The 14,224-nt window shown below is 34.8% G+C and carries 16 protein-coding genes; 9 read left to right on the top strand and 7 right to left on the bottom strand.

The annotated features are described in order from the left end of the window. Positions 1 to 82: 82 nt before the first annotated feature. The 4 genes from hemW to SB689_RS13870 form a co-directional block, all read right to left on the bottom strand. Positions 83 to 1,207 carry a radical SAM family heme chaperone HemW gene (gene hemW / locus SB689_RS13885; protein ID WP_410692730.1) on the bottom strand — a complete coding sequence of 375 codons (1,125 nt, stop codon included), beginning with the start codon at positions 1,205 to 1,207 and terminating at the stop codon, positions 83 to 85. 50 nt (positions 1,208 to 1,257) lie between these two features. Further along, complete coding sequence (locus SB689_RS13880) at positions 1,258 to 2,208, bottom strand: type IX secretion system membrane protein PorP/SprF (protein ID WP_410692729.1); 951 nt, start codon at positions 2,206 to 2,208, stop codon at positions 1,258 to 1,260. Positions 2,209 to 2,259: 51 nt separating this feature from the next. Beyond that, positions 2,260 to 3,333 (bottom strand): RluA family pseudouridine synthase, encoded by a 1,074-nt coding sequence (locus SB689_RS13875; protein ID WP_410692728.1) that lies wholly within the window; start codon positions 3,331 to 3,333, stop codon positions 2,260 to 2,262. A gap of 72 nt (positions 3,334 to 3,405) precedes the next feature. Continuing rightward, positions 3,406 to 4,488 (bottom strand): PASTA domain-containing protein, encoded by a 1,083-nt coding sequence (locus SB689_RS13870; protein WP_410692727.1) that lies wholly within the window; start codon positions 4,486 to 4,488, stop codon positions 3,406 to 3,408. A gap of 156 nt (positions 4,489 to 4,644) precedes the next feature. Here SB689_RS13870 and SB689_RS13865 point away from each other — a divergent pair, with 156 nt between their 5' ends. From SB689_RS13865 to SB689_RS13850, 4 genes are all read left to right on the top strand, one after another. Next, positions 4,645 to 5,637, top strand: coding sequence for a D-alanine--D-alanine ligase (locus SB689_RS13865; RefSeq protein WP_410692726.1), 993 nt, complete (start codon positions 4,645 to 4,647; stop codon positions 5,635 to 5,637). Between the two features lie 81 nt (positions 5,638 to 5,718). Further along, positions 5,719 to 6,183, top strand: a complete 465-nt coding sequence (coaD, locus tag SB689_RS13860; protein WP_410692725.1) for a pantetheine-phosphate adenylyltransferase — start codon at positions 5,719 to 5,721, stop codon at positions 6,181 to 6,183. Between the two features lie 36 nt (positions 6,184 to 6,219). Further along, positions 6,220 to 6,582, top strand: coding sequence for a four helix bundle protein (locus SB689_RS13855; protein WP_410692724.1), 363 nt, complete (start codon positions 6,220 to 6,222; stop codon positions 6,580 to 6,582). Positions 6,583 to 6,623: 41 nt separating this feature from the next. Beyond that, a complete protein-coding gene (locus tag SB689_RS13850; RefSeq protein WP_410692723.1) occupies positions 6,624 to 7,256 on the top strand; it encodes a trimeric intracellular cation channel family protein in 633 nt (210 codons plus the stop codon). 190 nt (positions 7,257 to 7,446) lie between these two features. Here the strand turns inward: SB689_RS13850 and SB689_RS13845 are convergent, their stop codons facing one another. Both SB689_RS13845 and SB689_RS13840 read right to left on the bottom strand, forming a co-directional pair. Further along, entirely contained in the window at positions 7,447 to 8,013 is a 567-nt protein-coding gene (locus SB689_RS13845) for a DUF2892 domain-containing protein (protein ID WP_410692722.1), read from the bottom strand. Positions 8,014 to 8,088: 75 nt separating this feature from the next. After that, positions 8,089 to 8,583, bottom strand: coding sequence for a dihydrofolate reductase (locus tag SB689_RS13840; protein ID WP_410692721.1), 495 nt, complete (start codon positions 8,581 to 8,583; stop codon positions 8,089 to 8,091). A 76-nt stretch (positions 8,584 to 8,659) separates the two neighbouring features. On the opposite strand from SB689_RS13840, the gene SB689_RS13835 reads away from it, so the two are divergent. The 5 genes from SB689_RS13835 (at position 8,660) to SB689_RS13815 (ending at position 13,387) form a co-directional block, all read left to right on the top strand. Beyond that, positions 8,660 to 9,268 carry a LemA family protein gene (locus SB689_RS13835; protein ID WP_066752292.1) on the top strand — a complete coding sequence of 203 codons (609 nt, stop codon included), beginning with the start codon at positions 8,660 to 8,662 and terminating at the stop codon, positions 9,266 to 9,268. Next, complete coding sequence (locus SB689_RS13830) at positions 9,268 to 9,696, top strand: TPM domain-containing protein (protein WP_410692720.1); 429 nt, start codon at positions 9,268 to 9,270, stop codon at positions 9,694 to 9,696. Before SB689_RS13835 ends, SB689_RS13830 begins: the two co-directional genes overlap by 1 nt. Next, positions 9,677 to 10,483 carry a TPM domain-containing protein gene (locus SB689_RS13825; RefSeq protein ID WP_410692719.1) on the top strand — a complete coding sequence of 269 codons (807 nt, stop codon included), beginning with the start codon at positions 9,677 to 9,679 and terminating at the stop codon, positions 10,481 to 10,483. Before SB689_RS13830 ends, SB689_RS13825 begins: the two co-directional genes overlap by 20 nt. Positions 10,484 to 10,978: 495 nt before the next feature. Then, a complete protein-coding gene (locus SB689_RS13820; RefSeq protein ID WP_066752300.1) occupies positions 10,979 to 11,500 on the top strand; it encodes an NAD(P)H-dependent oxidoreductase in 522 nt (173 codons plus the stop codon). Between the two features lie 3 nt (positions 11,501 to 11,503). Further along, complete coding sequence (locus SB689_RS13815) at positions 11,504 to 13,387, top strand: monovalent cation:proton antiporter-2 (CPA2) family protein (RefSeq protein ID WP_410692718.1); 1,884 nt, start codon at positions 11,504 to 11,506, stop codon at positions 13,385 to 13,387. A gap of 3 nt (positions 13,388 to 13,390) precedes the next feature. Here SB689_RS13815 and SB689_RS13810 read toward each other — a convergent pair whose 3' ends face one another. Beyond that, positions 13,391 to 14,206 (bottom strand): head GIN domain-containing protein, encoded by an 816-nt coding sequence (locus SB689_RS13810; RefSeq protein ID WP_410692717.1) that lies wholly within the window; start codon positions 14,204 to 14,206, stop codon positions 13,391 to 13,393. Between the last annotated feature and the right edge of the window lie 18 nt (positions 14,207 to 14,224).

Genomic DNA, 14,224 nt, shown 5'->3' with positions numbered 1-14,224 from the left:
GTGAAATTGTTGAATGCTGAATGCTGGATGCTGGAAGTTTTTCACAAACAACTCTTCCAACTTCATGCTTCTGACTTCCAATTTAAACTACAAACAAATCCGAAGCAATTCCATCTGCCATAAACCAATGCTTTTCAGGAATTTTAAGATGATTGTTTTCAACTACTAAAATACCGTCAGAAACTTTAGATTTAATATCATTTTGAAATGTATCTAAAATTTTATTTGAGAATTTATTATTCAAACTTTCAAGATCTACACCCCAAATTGTTCTTAAACCAATCATGATCATTTCATTAAATTGATCTTCCTGAGACAGAATTTCTGTTTCTTTAGCTAAAATTTTTGAGTTTAATTTCTTAATATACTGTTGATTATTGGCAATATTCCAACTTCTGATATCATGACCGTTGTAAGAATGTGCAGATGGGCCGATTCCCAAGTACTCTTTATACTTCCAATACGCAGAATTATGTCTTGAATAAAAGCCGGGTTTCGCAAAATTTGACACCTCATAATGATCAAAACCGTTGTCTTTTAGGAAATCTGAGAGGTAATAAAACTCTTCATTCTGCTCTTCTTCCTTAGGATTAGCAACTTTGCCTTTCGAGATCCAGTTTTCCAACGCCGTTTTTGGTTCAACAGTTAGCGCATAAGAAGAAATATGAGGAACTTCTAACGCGATTGTTTTGTTTAAATTTTCCTTCCAGATGGCAAGATTGGAGGTTGGCGAACCGTAAATTAGATCAATACTTAAGTTTTCAAAGCCAAAATCCTGAGCTCTTTTGATAGAACTTTCGGCTTCGGAAGCATTATGTGCACGATTCATCAGCTTTAAATCTTCTTCAAAGAAGCTTTGAGTTCCGATCGACAATCGATTAATATGAGAATTTGATAGTCCTTTTACAAAGTTTTTATCTAAATCATCGGGGTTGGCTTCCAAAGTTATCTCAATATCTTTTTCAAAACTGAAATGTTTTAAAACCTCATCAATCATAGAATTGATCTCATCAACAGAAAGAATGGAAGGCGTTCCACCGCCAAAATAAAGGGAATGCAGGTTTTTATTCTGCAGTTCATCTTTTCGTAAAAAGATTTCTTTCTTCATAGCAGCAATCATTTCATCCTTAAAATTTAAAGATGTTGAAAAATGAAAGTTGCAATAGCTGCATTTTTGCTTACAGAACGGGATGTGAATATAAATCATAAAAAAAGCTCTGAAAAAATCAGAGCTCAAATTTATTTAAATTAAATTGATTAATATCTATAACCTCTATGATTAATGAAGTTATCAAAGTTATAACCTAGACCAATCATGAAGCTATTCCCTCCATATTCCTGAATATCAGATAATCCAAGATTGTAACTAGCTCCGATCATAAATTTGTTAAATCTTACTTTAACGATTGGAGAAATACTTAACTGTTGGCTATCGAATCTATTCTGAACAGATCTATAGTTAACCCCGAAAGAGAATGAATTGATGTCGTTGAAGAACGTTGCCAACAAGTTATAATCAATTGTTCTTGTAGAGTTTGTATTAAGGTTGATTAATGCAGATGGTGTTACATACATATTGTCTGCAAAATGCCAGTCATATCCTAAGTTTAAGAAGAATTTGATTGGAGAAGGCTCACGACCGTTGATGATAGACTCATCATTTGTTAACGCGATATCGTTTACAGAAACGCCTGCAAAGATATTGTGATAGGTAGCCGCTACCCCAAAGTTGGCATAAGCCATAAAGATATTACTCTCACTACCCTGTAATAGAGGGTCAGACGCATCTTCAGTATTAATCTTTGAGTAATCAAAATTCATATTGTAAAAGCTTACGCTTGTACCGAAAGAGAATTGATCTTTTCTGTCTCCTTCACTGCTAAGAGGAATGAAATATGAAGCACCAGCTGTAATACCCCCAGCCGAGATAGGTCCATTACTATCTCTAAAAACAGAAATACCAGCACCTACTCTATCAAAGATATTCGCGTTGATCCCCACAGACTGTACGTTTGGAGACTCGCTAAACTTTGAAAATTGTTGTTGGTAGTTAAGATTAAGCTGAACATAGTCCGTTTTACCGTATTGTGCAGGGTTGAACAGGAACTCACCATCCAAAAGATATTGTTGATAGTATGGTAATGTTTCTTGTGCTTTATATGCATTTGACAAAAGAGCCAAACACACGATAGCATATAGTTTTCTCATAACAAATCTTGATTTCAATTCAACAAATATAAAAAAATTCTCAATATATTTTTAGTTTTCTAAATAATTTCTCCATTTTTTTACAGCATCCGTCATATCTTGGGGCATTGGGCTCTCAAAATACAATTCCTTTTTGGTAGTTGGATGTATAAATCCTAAAGTGTGGGCATGAAGCGCATGTCTGGGTAAAACCTCGAATACGTTTTTTATAAAATGCTTATACTTAGGTAGGTTAACTCCTCTTAAGGGCGTATGCCCCTCATATCTCTCGTCATTAAAGAGCGTATGACCAATATGTTTGAAGTGCGCCCTTATCTGATGGGTTCTTCCGGTCTCTAATTTACATTCCACCCAAGTCATATACTTAAATCTTTCAAGGACTTTATAATGGGTTACAGCGTGTTTTCCGTGGCTTCCGTCTACATAGGTGTGCATTTGCATTCTATTTTTAGGATGTCTTCCGATGTGTCCGGTTATTGTTCCTTCATCATCCTTCACATTTCCCCACACAAAAGCCCAGTATAATCTTTTGGTTTTTCTTTCAAAAAATTGTTTGGCAAGGAAACTTAAAGCATATTCATTTTTAGCAATAACCAATAATCCTGAAGTATCTTTATCAATTCTATGAACCAATCCTACTCTGTCGAGATCAGATTTTTCATTATTTTGTTCAAAATGATAAGCAAGAGCGTTTACTAAAGTTCCGTCCCAGTTTCCGAATCCTGGGTGAACAACCATTCCAGGATTTTTATCCACGACCACCAAATCATCATCCTCATAAATAATATTAATAGGAATATTTTGCGGAACAATAACATTTAGCCTTGGAGGATGTGCCAGCAATACCGAAACCTGATCTCCAGGCTTTACACGATAGTTTTGTTTTACGGGTAATCCGTTTACGACAACATTTCCGGCTCTGCAGGTTTGTGAGATTTTATTTCGTGAAGAATTCTGACGATAAATTAATAGAAACTTATCTATTCTTAATGGTTCTTGCTTTTTATCAACAGTGATATTAAGATGCTCATACAACCCGCTATTTTCCTCATCAATATCAATAGAATCGATACTGTTGGAATCTAATAATTCTTCATCTAAAAAATCTTCGTTATCTTCTGTCATTGTTTTATTTTTTTACACAAAAGGCCTCAACATTATGAAAGTTGAAGCCTTAATTTTTATAATAAGTAGGTATTATTCTACGACTACTTTTTTAGCTTTCGGCTTTTGAGCAGGTTGCTGTGTTGTGCCTGTAGCCGGTGTTTTATTATTACTTCCTGTATTCGCATTAGTCGTGCTTGCGGAAGTTTTTGGTTTATTTTCAGTTGTAGAAGCGGCAGGTTTTGTTGTTGCCGGTTTAGGTTCTGTTTTCACAGGTTCCGTTCTTTGTACAGGCGCCGGAGCAACAGGTACAGGTTCCGGAGCTGACTGATAATTCGGAACTTCTTCGTAACGTACAGGAGGTAATGATGTATCAACCTTCATACGGTATATCGAATTTAACTGCTCAATTTTAGCACTTAATTCAGCCGGAGTTTTCTTACTCGCCCAGAGGTCCATCTGCATTCCCTGATCCCTGACATCACCCGAAGCAGGATCCTGATAATAAATAATATCAGATTCGTCTTTGCTTCCGTCTTCATGTTCTACAAGACCAACTTCAAACATACTTCTTGCAATAACTCCTCTTGCTTCTTTCACGGTTAATCCTACCACATTTGGTATTGAGATATTTCTCATCGGTCCTGAGCCTACGACAACATCAATCGTTGAGAATCTAGGAATCAATGTTCCAGGTTTTACGGCATTTCCTTTGAATAATACTCGAATAATAGCATCTTTTTGAATACTTGGTTCAAAAATAGTATCTCCAACCTTTAATCCAACCTGAGTTATTCTCTGGAAGGCTAATCCTGAATATTTATTAATAACATCAGGAATCGCAACAGGTGCCCAAGTTCTAGGATTTACTCTCAATTCAATAGCTCTACCGTCTTTTACACGAGAGCCCGCAAATGGAGACATTTTAAGAACCTGAAAAGCTCTATATTTAGGATCATACGTAGCACTGTCTACAGAATATTCTAAACCTGCGTCTTCTAATATCTTAACAGCATCATATACAGATTTATTGACAACATTTGGAACCGGAGTTTCCTGACCATGTTTCGTATGGTATTCTAACCAACGAAACGTAAGCCATACCAACCCAACAAAAACTGCGATGGCTACTAATAAGTTCAGTAAAACTTTCCAATTGAAAAGTGATTTAAGCATACTTAAAAAGACTTTAATTATAACGGCAAATATAATTAATAATTTTAGAAAGTCCTTTTTATTTAACACAATTCATTTTTGATTTCAAATTTTCCGAATTTCCCTTATTGCATTGTATAAAATCATTAAATTTGCCCTAATTGATACTATATGGTTATGAGCAAAAAAACTGTTGCCGTAGTTATGGGAGGCTATTCAGACGAATATGTTGTTTCCCTGAAAAGCGGTCAATTAATTTATGATTCTTTAGACAGAGACCTCTATGATGTATATAAAGTGGTCATTCTTAAAGATGAGTGGTATTTTTTAGGTGAAAATGATAAAAAATATGCCATCAACAAAGGTGACTTCTCCGTAGCATTAGATAATAACGAGCAACTAAAATTTGATGTTTGCTTTAATATTATCCATGGAACTCCGGGCGAAAATGGAATTTTACAAGCGTATTGGGACGCCATCGGGCAAACTTATACAGGCTGTGATTTTTACCAAAGTGCTTTAACATTTAATAAAAAAGATACGTTAGCGGTATTGTCTAAATATGGAATTCCTTCTGCGAAAAGTGTTTATTTAAGAAAAGGAGAAGATATTAATGTAGATAAGATCATTGATGAATTGGGACTTCCTGTTTTTGTTAAGCCTAATCAATCCGGTTCTTCTCTAGGAATTTCTAAAGTGAAAGAAAAGTCTGAATTAATTGCAGCAACCGAGATTGCCTTTAAAGAAGATGATGAAATTTTAATTGAAAGTTTCTTAGACGGAATGGAAGTTTCTGTAGGCGTAATTGATTTTAAGGGTGAAACCATCGTTTTGGGAATTACAGAAATTGTTCCTCAAAATGAATTCTTTGATTATGAAGCTAAATATGAAGATGCTTCCGAAGAAATTACCCCTGCAAGAATTGATGCTGAAACGACAAAAAGAGTTGAAGAAATCTCAAAAAGAGCGTACGATTCTCTTGGAATGAGTGGCTTTTCGCGCAGTGAGTTTATTTTGATGGATGGTATTCCTTATATGTTGGAAATGAATACAAATCCAGGATTTTCTCCTGCAAGTATTCTTCCTCAACAGGCAAAAATCTACGGAATTTCTATCACAGATCTTTGCGGAAATGAAGTTGAAAAAGCATTAAATAAAAATAGAAATTAGAGGTTAGATAATAGAGATTAGAAATTTATAATGATTTTTCACCTCTTAATTGATAACTCATAACTTATAATTTAATTACGCATGAAAATTGCTGTTTTTCCGGGATCTTTTGATCCTATCACTTTAGGACACTATGATATTATAGAAAGAGCGGCTCCGCTTTTTGATAAATTAATCATTGCCATCGGACAAAATTCTCAAAAGAAATACATGTTCCCGTTGGAAAAAAGAATGGAATTCATCCAAAATTCCGTTGCCGAATTTCCAAACGTTGAAGTAGATTATTTTGAAGGCTTAACGGTTGACTTTTGCTTTGAAAAAAATGCTCAGTACATTCTTCGAGGACTAAGAAATCCCGCAGATTTTGAATTCGAAAAAGCAATTGCTCACACCAACAGAACTTTGGCTCATAAAAAACTGGAAACCGTATTTTTATTAACTTCATCAGGAAAATCTTTCATCAGCAGCAGTATTGTGAGGGAAATTATCAATCATGGAGGAGAATATGAATTACTAGTTCCCGATGCAGTAAGGGTAAAATTATAAGTAATGGGTAATTGGTAATCAGTAATATTTACAATCATGGATTTTAATCAAATATTTAGAGATAGAACTAAAAACTTCTCTATTTCCATAATTAAATCTTTATCATCATTACCATATTCTGACGGCCTTTCAATAATTAGAAAGCAAATAATAAGATCTGCAACCTCTGTAGCTGCAAATTATAGAGCCGTTGCAAGAGCTAGATCTGAAAAAGAAAGGTTTGCTAAAATCTGTATTGTAGTTGAAGAAATTGATGAAACTCAACTTTGGTTAGAAATAATTGAAGAAATGAGATATTTAGATTCTGAAAATATTTTACATTTAAAATCAGAATGTGAAGAACTTGTAAAAGTAATGACAACCTATAAATTTAAATTATCCCAAAATAAAACAACATAATTTATTACTCATTACCAATTACTTATTACCCATATTAAAATATGCACGAACAGTTCAATTTTGCCATAGAAGTACTCGGAACGATTTCCTTTTCGATGTCGGGAAGTTTTGCAGCGATGCAAAAACGCCTTGATCCGTTTGGTGTACTTATTATTGCCTTCGTAACTTCGGTTGGAGGCGGAACTGTGAGAGATTTATTATTAGACATTCCGGTTTTCTGGATGCACGATCTTCTGACTTGTGCCGTGATTATCATTACAAGTATTTTTTCAATGATATTTAAATCTTTAGAGAAAAACTTTAAGGTTACTTTATTTATTTTCGATAGTTTCGGATTAGGACTGTTTACCATAATCGGAGTTCAGAAAGGTTTGAATGTAGACATCCATCCTTTAATATGTATCGGACTTGGAACAATTACCGGTTGTTTCGGCGGTATTATCCGGGACATTTTGCTGAATAGAATTCCATTGATTTTTAGGAAAGAAATTTATGCTACAGCTTGTATTGTCGGAGGTTCTGCATTTCTATTAATGACAAAATTCACGAATCTTTCTTATACTTTTATTCAGATTTTCACCATTTTATTAATTGTAGGAATAAGAACATTGGCTGTGAAATACCACTGGCAGATTCCGAAATTTTATGGGCATGATCATAGTTCGGAAATGTAGATTCAAACCATTAAGATTTTAATTAAGAAGTGAAATTTGTTTCTCATAATGAAAGAAAAGCGCGAGCGAAGCGAGCGTCAAAGCAGATAGTATTAGTGATGTCGCGAAACATATTAAAATCTAATTATTCAAAATAAAAAATGCACTTGGAAAAAATCAAGTGCATTTATATTTATAAGCAAATTCTCAATTAGAATTTCCCTCTTTGTCTCATATGAGGATTGTGAATGTGCTTTTGCATTGTAGGCATTTTCAACTGATCTTTCATCATTTTGATTTGATCCGTCATCATTCCTGCAGTGTCCAATCTTTTCGCTTCCTCCAATAGTTTTTGACCTTCCTGTCTTCTCCCTTTAGAAATGGCTCCCGCAGCAAGATTTAATGTTGCCATTGCTCTGTCGTGTTTCATGTTTAAACCATATTCCAACGCTTTTTTCATTAAAGGCTCCACTTTTGTAGGGTGATCCTGAGCTAATGTCAACCCTTGCAGATAATGGAAATATCCATACTGAGATTTGTGAAGCTGACTTTGATAATTGGTGATACCGGTTAAATAGTTTGCTGCTTTTGGCATATTCTGCTTTCTTAATTGCCAGAATGCCAAAAGGATATATTCATTTTTAAAGAAAAGAAAAATAGGCAACGCTGCAAGAAGAAATATTACAATTCCCCATCCTAAACTTCTTGTAAAGATCATCAGATAAAGACCTGCGATAATAAGAAGGGCTGCAATTACAATTTTTATGTACTTATTCATTATTAAAATTTAGAAGTGCAAAGATAAATAATTTAGAGGTTAGAAGCTAGAAGTTAGAGCCTAGAATTTCTATAACTATTCACTCTTAATTTTCTCAAATGTCTGAAAATAGAAATCATATTGATTTTTTTCATCTTTTTCATGAAATACTTCTTCTGTTTTTTTCCAAACCTTAGGATCAATTTTAGGGAAATAGGTATCGGCTTCCAAATCGGCTTTCACTAGAGTAACTTCTAATTTATCTGCCAAATCTATCGTTTGCTCATAAATATTTCCGCCACCGATGATGAAAACATTTTCATCAATTTTCTTAGCGAATTTTACGGCTTCTTTAATACTGCCGACGATTAAAATTCCTTCTTCAAACCAGTTTTTCTTTTTTGAAATAACAATATTAGTACGATTAGGAAGAGGTTTCCCGATACTTTCATATGTTTTTCTTCCCATAATAATTGGATGCTCCGATGTAAGATCCTTAAAATGTTTTAAATCTTTTGGAAGATGCCAAAGCAACTGATTATTAAAACCAATCTCATTCTTCTCTCCCATTGCCACCACTATTGTTGTCATTAAAATAATTTTCTGCAAAATTAGCACATAATTTGTATATTTGGTTAGCACAAAAAATATTTAAAAAAATTAAACTATGAAAAATAAAGGTTGCCTGAGCGCCGGAACGATCGGTATTGCTCTTCTTATTATTGTTGCTGTTCTATTCTTTTGGGGAAAGAGCGGGTATAATAACTTCGTTACCAAAGAACAAACGGTAAATACAAAATGGTCCAACGTGGAGACTGTTTATCAAAAAAGAGCCAATCTTATCCCTAATTTGGAGAGAACAGTAAAATCGTATTCAAAATTTGAGCAGGAAACATTAACTAAAGTTGTTGAAGCACGTTCTAAAGCAACTTCTATCAACATCGATCCTACGAATATGACTGAAGCTGATATGGCGAAATTCCAAGCAGCACAAGGAGAATTATCAGGATCACTAAGCAGATTGATGGCTGTTGTGGAGTCTTATCCAAACTTAAAGGCAGATCAACAATATATCAATTTCCAAAGAGAATATACTGCGATTGAAAACAGTATCAGATCTGAAACCGTTTACTATAATGAATCAGCTCAGGATTACAATACTTCAATCAAAACTTTCCCAAATAATATTTTGGCGAATTTTACCAACTTTAAAGAAAAACCTTACTTCAAAGCTGAAGCAGGAGCTCAAAAAGCACCAGACGCATTCAAAGAATAATGGGTAATTTCTTAACAGATCAGCAAATAGCTTCCCTCGTGGAAGCTATTCAATCAGCAGAAGAACATTCTACAGGTGAGATTAGAGTGCACATAGACTCTACAACCGAAGATCAAAATGCAAAAACGGCATTTGAAGTTTTCAAAAAGCTTTGTCAGAATAAAACTGTTGAAAGAAATGCTGTGCTTTTTCATGTCAATTTCGAAAAGAAATACCTTACTATTATTGGCGATGTTGGAATTCATGATAAAGTATATCAATCTTTTTGGGATCATCTGCACGATTATATTACGTCTGAATTTGCAAAAGGAAATTATCATAAGGCATTAAAAAGTGCCATTCTGGAAACAGGTCTTGAACTAAAAAAACATTTTCCCGTAAAAGGAGAAAACCCCAACCAACTTTCTAATGAGATTACGTTCTCTTAAAATAGTATTTTCATTTTTATTGATTTGCTTTTACAGTTTTGTATCAGCACAATATACTATTCCTGCAAAACCTGCAGTTTTGTATCCTGTTTTTGATGAAGCCAATATCCTTAGTCAACAGGAAAAAGATCAGCTTAATAACAAACTTATTAAGTTCGCAGATTCTACCTCAACAGAGATTGAAGTTATTATTATTCGTTCTTCAAAAGGAGAAGATGTGAATTTTCTGGCGACAATGTTTGGCGAAAAATGGGGAATCGGAAAAAAAGGCGTTGACAATGGTGTTGTTTTCTTAATTGCAACGGAAGATCACACGATGTCTATCCAGCAAGGAAGAGCGGTTGAACAATATTTAACAGCATCCGTTGCCGGACAGATCTTAGATTATATCGTTACTCCCAATTTCAAACAAGGACAATGGTATGAAGGTATCAATCGTGGTACCTCAGCTATTATGGAAGCTGTGCAGGGGAAATTTAAACCTGCTGCTCCAGAAAGTGGAGGAAGCGGAAGTACTTTAAAAATACTACTCATTGCATTTGTTATCTTTATTATTCTAATCATTTTGTTCGGAAATAAAGGTGGCGGAAGAGGTGGAAACAATGACGACGATGACGTAATTCTATCCAGAAGAGGTCGCAGCAATTATCCGGGTGGATTCTTTCCTTTCCCGGGAAGTTTTGGCGGAGGTGGCTTTGGTGGTGGAAGTTCCGGCGGAGGCGGCGGTTTTGGAGGCTTCGGAGGTGGCGGAAGTTTTGGCGGCGGTGGCGCTTCGGGTGGATGGTAAAAATTTGATTTATTAAATTATAATTTTTTATTTACTCTGTTTGTCATTCCGCAGGAATCTAGACTTAGTTTTTAAATATAATTGTTGAGATTCCTACGGAATGACAAACGATACGGTTATTTTTTGAGAATTAATTCCCACATATTATTTAAAATTCAGTTCAAGCAAAATATAGGATCGGTCATTATTTGGCCGATTTTTTTATGATTGAATTTAAACCATAAGATTTTTATTAAGAAGTTTAGTTTATTTAAGATTAAATATTCTGATTTTAAGATGCTTCGACAAGTCCAGCATGACATCGCTAATACTATCTGCATTGACGCTCGCTTCGCTCGCGCAATTTATTTTTTTATTTAAAATTCTAAAAACGAGACGTTTCATTGTCTTATTTTAACATTAAATTCAATTTTACATATCGAAAAGTTAATAAAACCACTATAAAAACGTCTTTTATTCAATATTTTTTCATTATATTTACTGAAAACAGGTTTTATGAAGAAGACGTTGGTAGTTTTTGCGCATCCTTATTTAGAGCACTCAAACTCAAATGTAGAGCTCATTAATTTCTATGTTCGTCACCAGCATTTTACCCTTAGAGATCTTTACGAAGAATATCCTGATTTTCATATTGCAGCTTTCAGAGAAAGAAAACGATTGAAAAATTATGATCGTTTTATTTTCCAATTTCCGATTATTTGGTTCGGAATTCCGCCATTATTAAGATTGTGGGTTGATGAAGTTTTTGACCGCGATTGGCTTAAAGAAGGTGAGAACAATCCACTGGAGGGCAAAGAAGTTTACATCCTTGTAACCACGGGCGGAAAAGAAAGATCTTTTACCAAAACAGGAACTTATAAATATACCATTGATGAACTCATCAGCGGTTTAATCGTTTCGTTGAATGTTTTCAAAGCTGATATTAAAAATATCAAAATCGTTTACGAAGCCAATAAACTCTCAAAAAAAGAGATCATTTTACATAAAAAAGAATTTGTAGAACTTCTGAATCAATAAAATATGGAATCCAGCTTAGCAATGAATACATTAATTTTCTTAGGCGTTGCCATCATTATGGTTCCGCTGGCTAGGAAATTGGGGTTAAGCTCTGTGATCGGCTATATTTTTGGAGGAATTATCATTGGTCCGTACGTTCTCAGACTAACCGGAAAAGATGTTAATGACATCATGCACGCCAGTGAATTCGGTGTAATTATGCTTTTATTTCTGGTTGGATTAGAACTGGAACCAAGAAAATTCTGGGAAATGCGAAAGAAAATAGTCGGTTTGGGACTCACACAAATGTTACTTACCATTTCCTTATTATTTCTAGTTTTCATAAGTGTAGGCTGGAGAATTGATAAAGCGATTTCCATTGCGATGTGTTTTGCACTGTCTTCCACAGCTATTGTTTTACAGACTTTACAGGAAAAAAATAACCTGAAAACTCTGGCGGGTGAAGCATCATTTTCTACCCTCCTATTTCAGGACATTGCGGTAATTCCAATTTTGGCAATTTTACCGATTATTGCGAATTATAAAGCGAGACACAACGATAATGAAGTCCAGATTTTAATTCAAAAACTTCCGGAATGGTTGCAGGCCGGAACGGTAATTCTGGGTGTTGTAATTTTGATTTTATTGGGTAGATATGTTTTCGTTCCATTTTTAAGATACGTTTCAAAATCAGGAATGACAGAATTATTGACTGCCTCTTCCCTATTTTTAGTAATCGGTGTTTCAGAATTAATGGTTGCAATTGGATTATCTCCGGCATTAGGCGCTTTTCTTGCAGGAGTAATGTTGGCCAACAGTGAATTTCGTCATGAATTGGAAGCTCAGATCGATCCTTTTAAAGGATTATTGCTTGCCGTCTTTTTCGTGAGTGTGGGTTCTACGATGAATTTTAATATTATTCAACAAGATCCGCTTTTCATTTTCAGTACGGTCTTTGCGGTTTTAGCGGTGAAGTTTTTTGTCTTATATGCGATCGGAAAATTTTTCAAAATAGATACTCCTCAAACTTTATTTTATGCTTTTGCGCTTTCTCAGGTTGGAGAATTTGCTTTTGTATTAATTAATTATGCCTCAAATTTATATCTTTTAAGTCCGGAACTTAATGCACAAATGATGGCTGTTACAGCGATTACGATGTGTATAACACCCTTCCTTTTAATTATTAATGATAAATTTCTTACTCCAAAATTCATTAAAGAAATTCCTGAGGAAGAAAGTGCTTTTAATATTCTGGACAATGATATTACTCAAAAAAAGATCATCATTGTTGGGTTTGGGCACTTTGGAAGTACCGTTGGTCGATTATTGAAGGCCAATAAAGTTACGGCAACCGTTTTGGACAGAGATTCTGACCGTGTGAAACTTCTGAGAAGTTATGGTTTTAAAGTATATTATGGTGATGCCACAAGAATTCCAACTTTAAGAGCGGCAGGAATTGAAGACGCCGAAGTTTTGGTTTTATGTCTTGATGATGCTGATGACAACAAATTCATTGCAGATCTCGTACGTGAGCATTATCCGGACGTGAAAATTTTTGTCCGGGCAAAAAACAGAATTGACGCCTACACTTATCTTAATAACGGAATTGATAATATTTACCGTGAAACATTAGGAACTGCTGTTGATATGGCCGTTGACGTTCTTCATGAAACAGGAATGAGAAAATATGCTGCAAGACGTCTCGGACAGAGATTTATGGCGATCGATAAAGCGTCTATCAGAAGGTTAGCCAAAGCAAAAGAGGATGATGAAATTCTTCTCTTTACCACAAAAGAAATCCTCCAGCGAGAGGAGGAATTATTGGCTTTTGATAATCTTAATTTTGATAACAAAAACTGGGAAGGCTCCTCATCCACAGATGATGAAGATGAAGAACCTCTTGTTTAATTTTTATTGAATAGTAACGCTTCCGCCACTGCTTTCATCTTTCTTGATGTCTGTAACATTTCCTTTTTTGTAAACATTTACACTTCCGCCTGATGAAGCTTCTGCGTCTATGCTTGATGTTGCACCTACCTCAACGCTTGCACCGCTTGAAGCCTCAACTTTAAGGTTATCTGCAATAAGATCTTTCGCAGAAAGACTGCTTCCTGAAGAAGAATTAAGATCAACATTTTTAGCCTTTCCGGAAATACTGATACTTGCTGCCGAAGATGCTTCTACATTTAAATCAACTGCCCAGATTTTCCCTTCAAAACTACTGCTGCTGTCTGCGGAAATTTCAAATTTATTAGCTTCTAAATCTCCAGTAACACTTGCTGCACTTGATACTTCGATATCTGTTTTTTCTTGGGTAAATTTGTCGTTTACTGTAATACTTGCTGCAGAATTAGCAATCAGTTTAGAGAAATCTTTAACGTAAATTTTAGCTTTAACATTATGTCCGTTCATTACTCTGATTCCGGATTTGTAATGAATGTGTACTTTACTTCCGATCTTATCAATTAATATTTCATCAATAATGTTGGCAGGTGCATAAACCACTACTCTTTCCGTTTCAGATTTTATAATTTCAGCGCTGATAGCTTGAGAAACTTCGATTTCATCAAAATCACCTGTATATTGTTTTTCCTTGCCCGGGCCGTGATCTTTATTGGTTACCTTATCTACCCAATTGCTTTTGTCTTCTCTGTTTCTCTCATGTTTATCATTACACGAGGACAATAAGACGAAGGCCGAAAAAATAAAAATAGTTGTTGATTTCATGTTTACCGTTTTATACAT

The sequence above is a fragment of the Chryseobacterium sp. SIMBA_038 genome, from assembly GCF_046535115.1.
GTDB lineage: Bacteria > Bacteroidota > Bacteroidia > Flavobacteriales > Weeksellaceae > Chryseobacterium.
This window is presented reverse-complemented; position numbering and strand designations above follow the sequence as displayed.

What these genes read in the sequence shown, in the direction of transcription:
- SB689_RS13845 (WP_410692722.1), bottom strand. Translation starts at nt 8,013, where the DNA reads ATGAATAAGTACATAAAAATTGTAATTGCAGCCCTTCTTATTATCGCA.
- SB689_RS13815 (WP_410692718.1), top strand. Translation starts at nt 11,504, where the DNA reads ATGGAATCCAGCTTAGCAATGAATACATTAATTTTCTTAGGCGTTGCC.
- SB689_RS13855 (WP_410692724.1), top strand. Translation starts at nt 6,220, where the DNA reads ATGGATTTTAATCAAATATTTAGAGATAGAACTAAAAACTTCTCTATT.
- SB689_RS13810 (WP_410692717.1), bottom strand. Translation starts at nt 14,206, where the DNA reads ATGAAATCAACAACTATTTTTATTTTTTCGGCCTTCGTCTTATTGTCC.
- hemW (WP_410692730.1), bottom strand. Translation starts at nt 1,207, where the DNA reads ATGATTTATATTCACATCCCGTTCTGTAAGCAAAAATGCAGCTATTGC.
- SB689_RS13880 (WP_410692729.1), bottom strand. Translation starts at nt 2,208, where the DNA reads ATGAGAAAACTATATGCTATCGTGTGTTTGGCTCTTTTGTCAAATGCA.
- SB689_RS13875 (WP_410692728.1), bottom strand. Translation starts at nt 3,333, where the DNA reads ATGACAGAAGATAACGAAGATTTTTTAGATGAAGAATTATTAGATTCC.
- SB689_RS13825 (WP_410692719.1), top strand. Translation starts at nt 9,677, where the DNA reads ATGAGATTACGTTCTCTTAAAATAGTATTTTCATTTTTATTGATTTGC.
- coaD (WP_410692725.1), top strand. Translation starts at nt 5,719, where the DNA reads ATGAAAATTGCTGTTTTTCCGGGATCTTTTGATCCTATCACTTTAGGA.
- SB689_RS13835 (WP_066752292.1), top strand. Translation starts at nt 8,660, where the DNA reads ATGAAAAATAAAGGTTGCCTGAGCGCCGGAACGATCGGTATTGCTCTT.
- SB689_RS13820 (WP_066752300.1), top strand. Translation starts at nt 10,979, where the DNA reads ATGAAGAAGACGTTGGTAGTTTTTGCGCATCCTTATTTAGAGCACTCA.
- SB689_RS13865 (WP_410692726.1), top strand. Translation starts at nt 4,645, where the DNA reads ATGAGCAAAAAAACTGTTGCCGTAGTTATGGGAGGCTATTCAGACGAA.
- SB689_RS13830 (WP_410692720.1), top strand. Translation starts at nt 9,268, where the DNA reads ATGGGTAATTTCTTAACAGATCAGCAAATAGCTTCCCTCGTGGAAGCT.
- SB689_RS13870 (WP_410692727.1), bottom strand. Translation starts at nt 4,488, where the DNA reads ATGCTTAAATCACTTTTCAATTGGAAAGTTTTACTGAACTTATTAGTA.
- SB689_RS13850 (WP_410692723.1), top strand. Translation starts at nt 6,624, where the DNA reads ATGCACGAACAGTTCAATTTTGCCATAGAAGTACTCGGAACGATTTCC.
- SB689_RS13840 (WP_410692721.1), bottom strand. Translation starts at nt 8,583, where the DNA reads ATGACAACAATAGTGGTGGCAATGGGAGAGAAGAATGAGATTGGTTTT.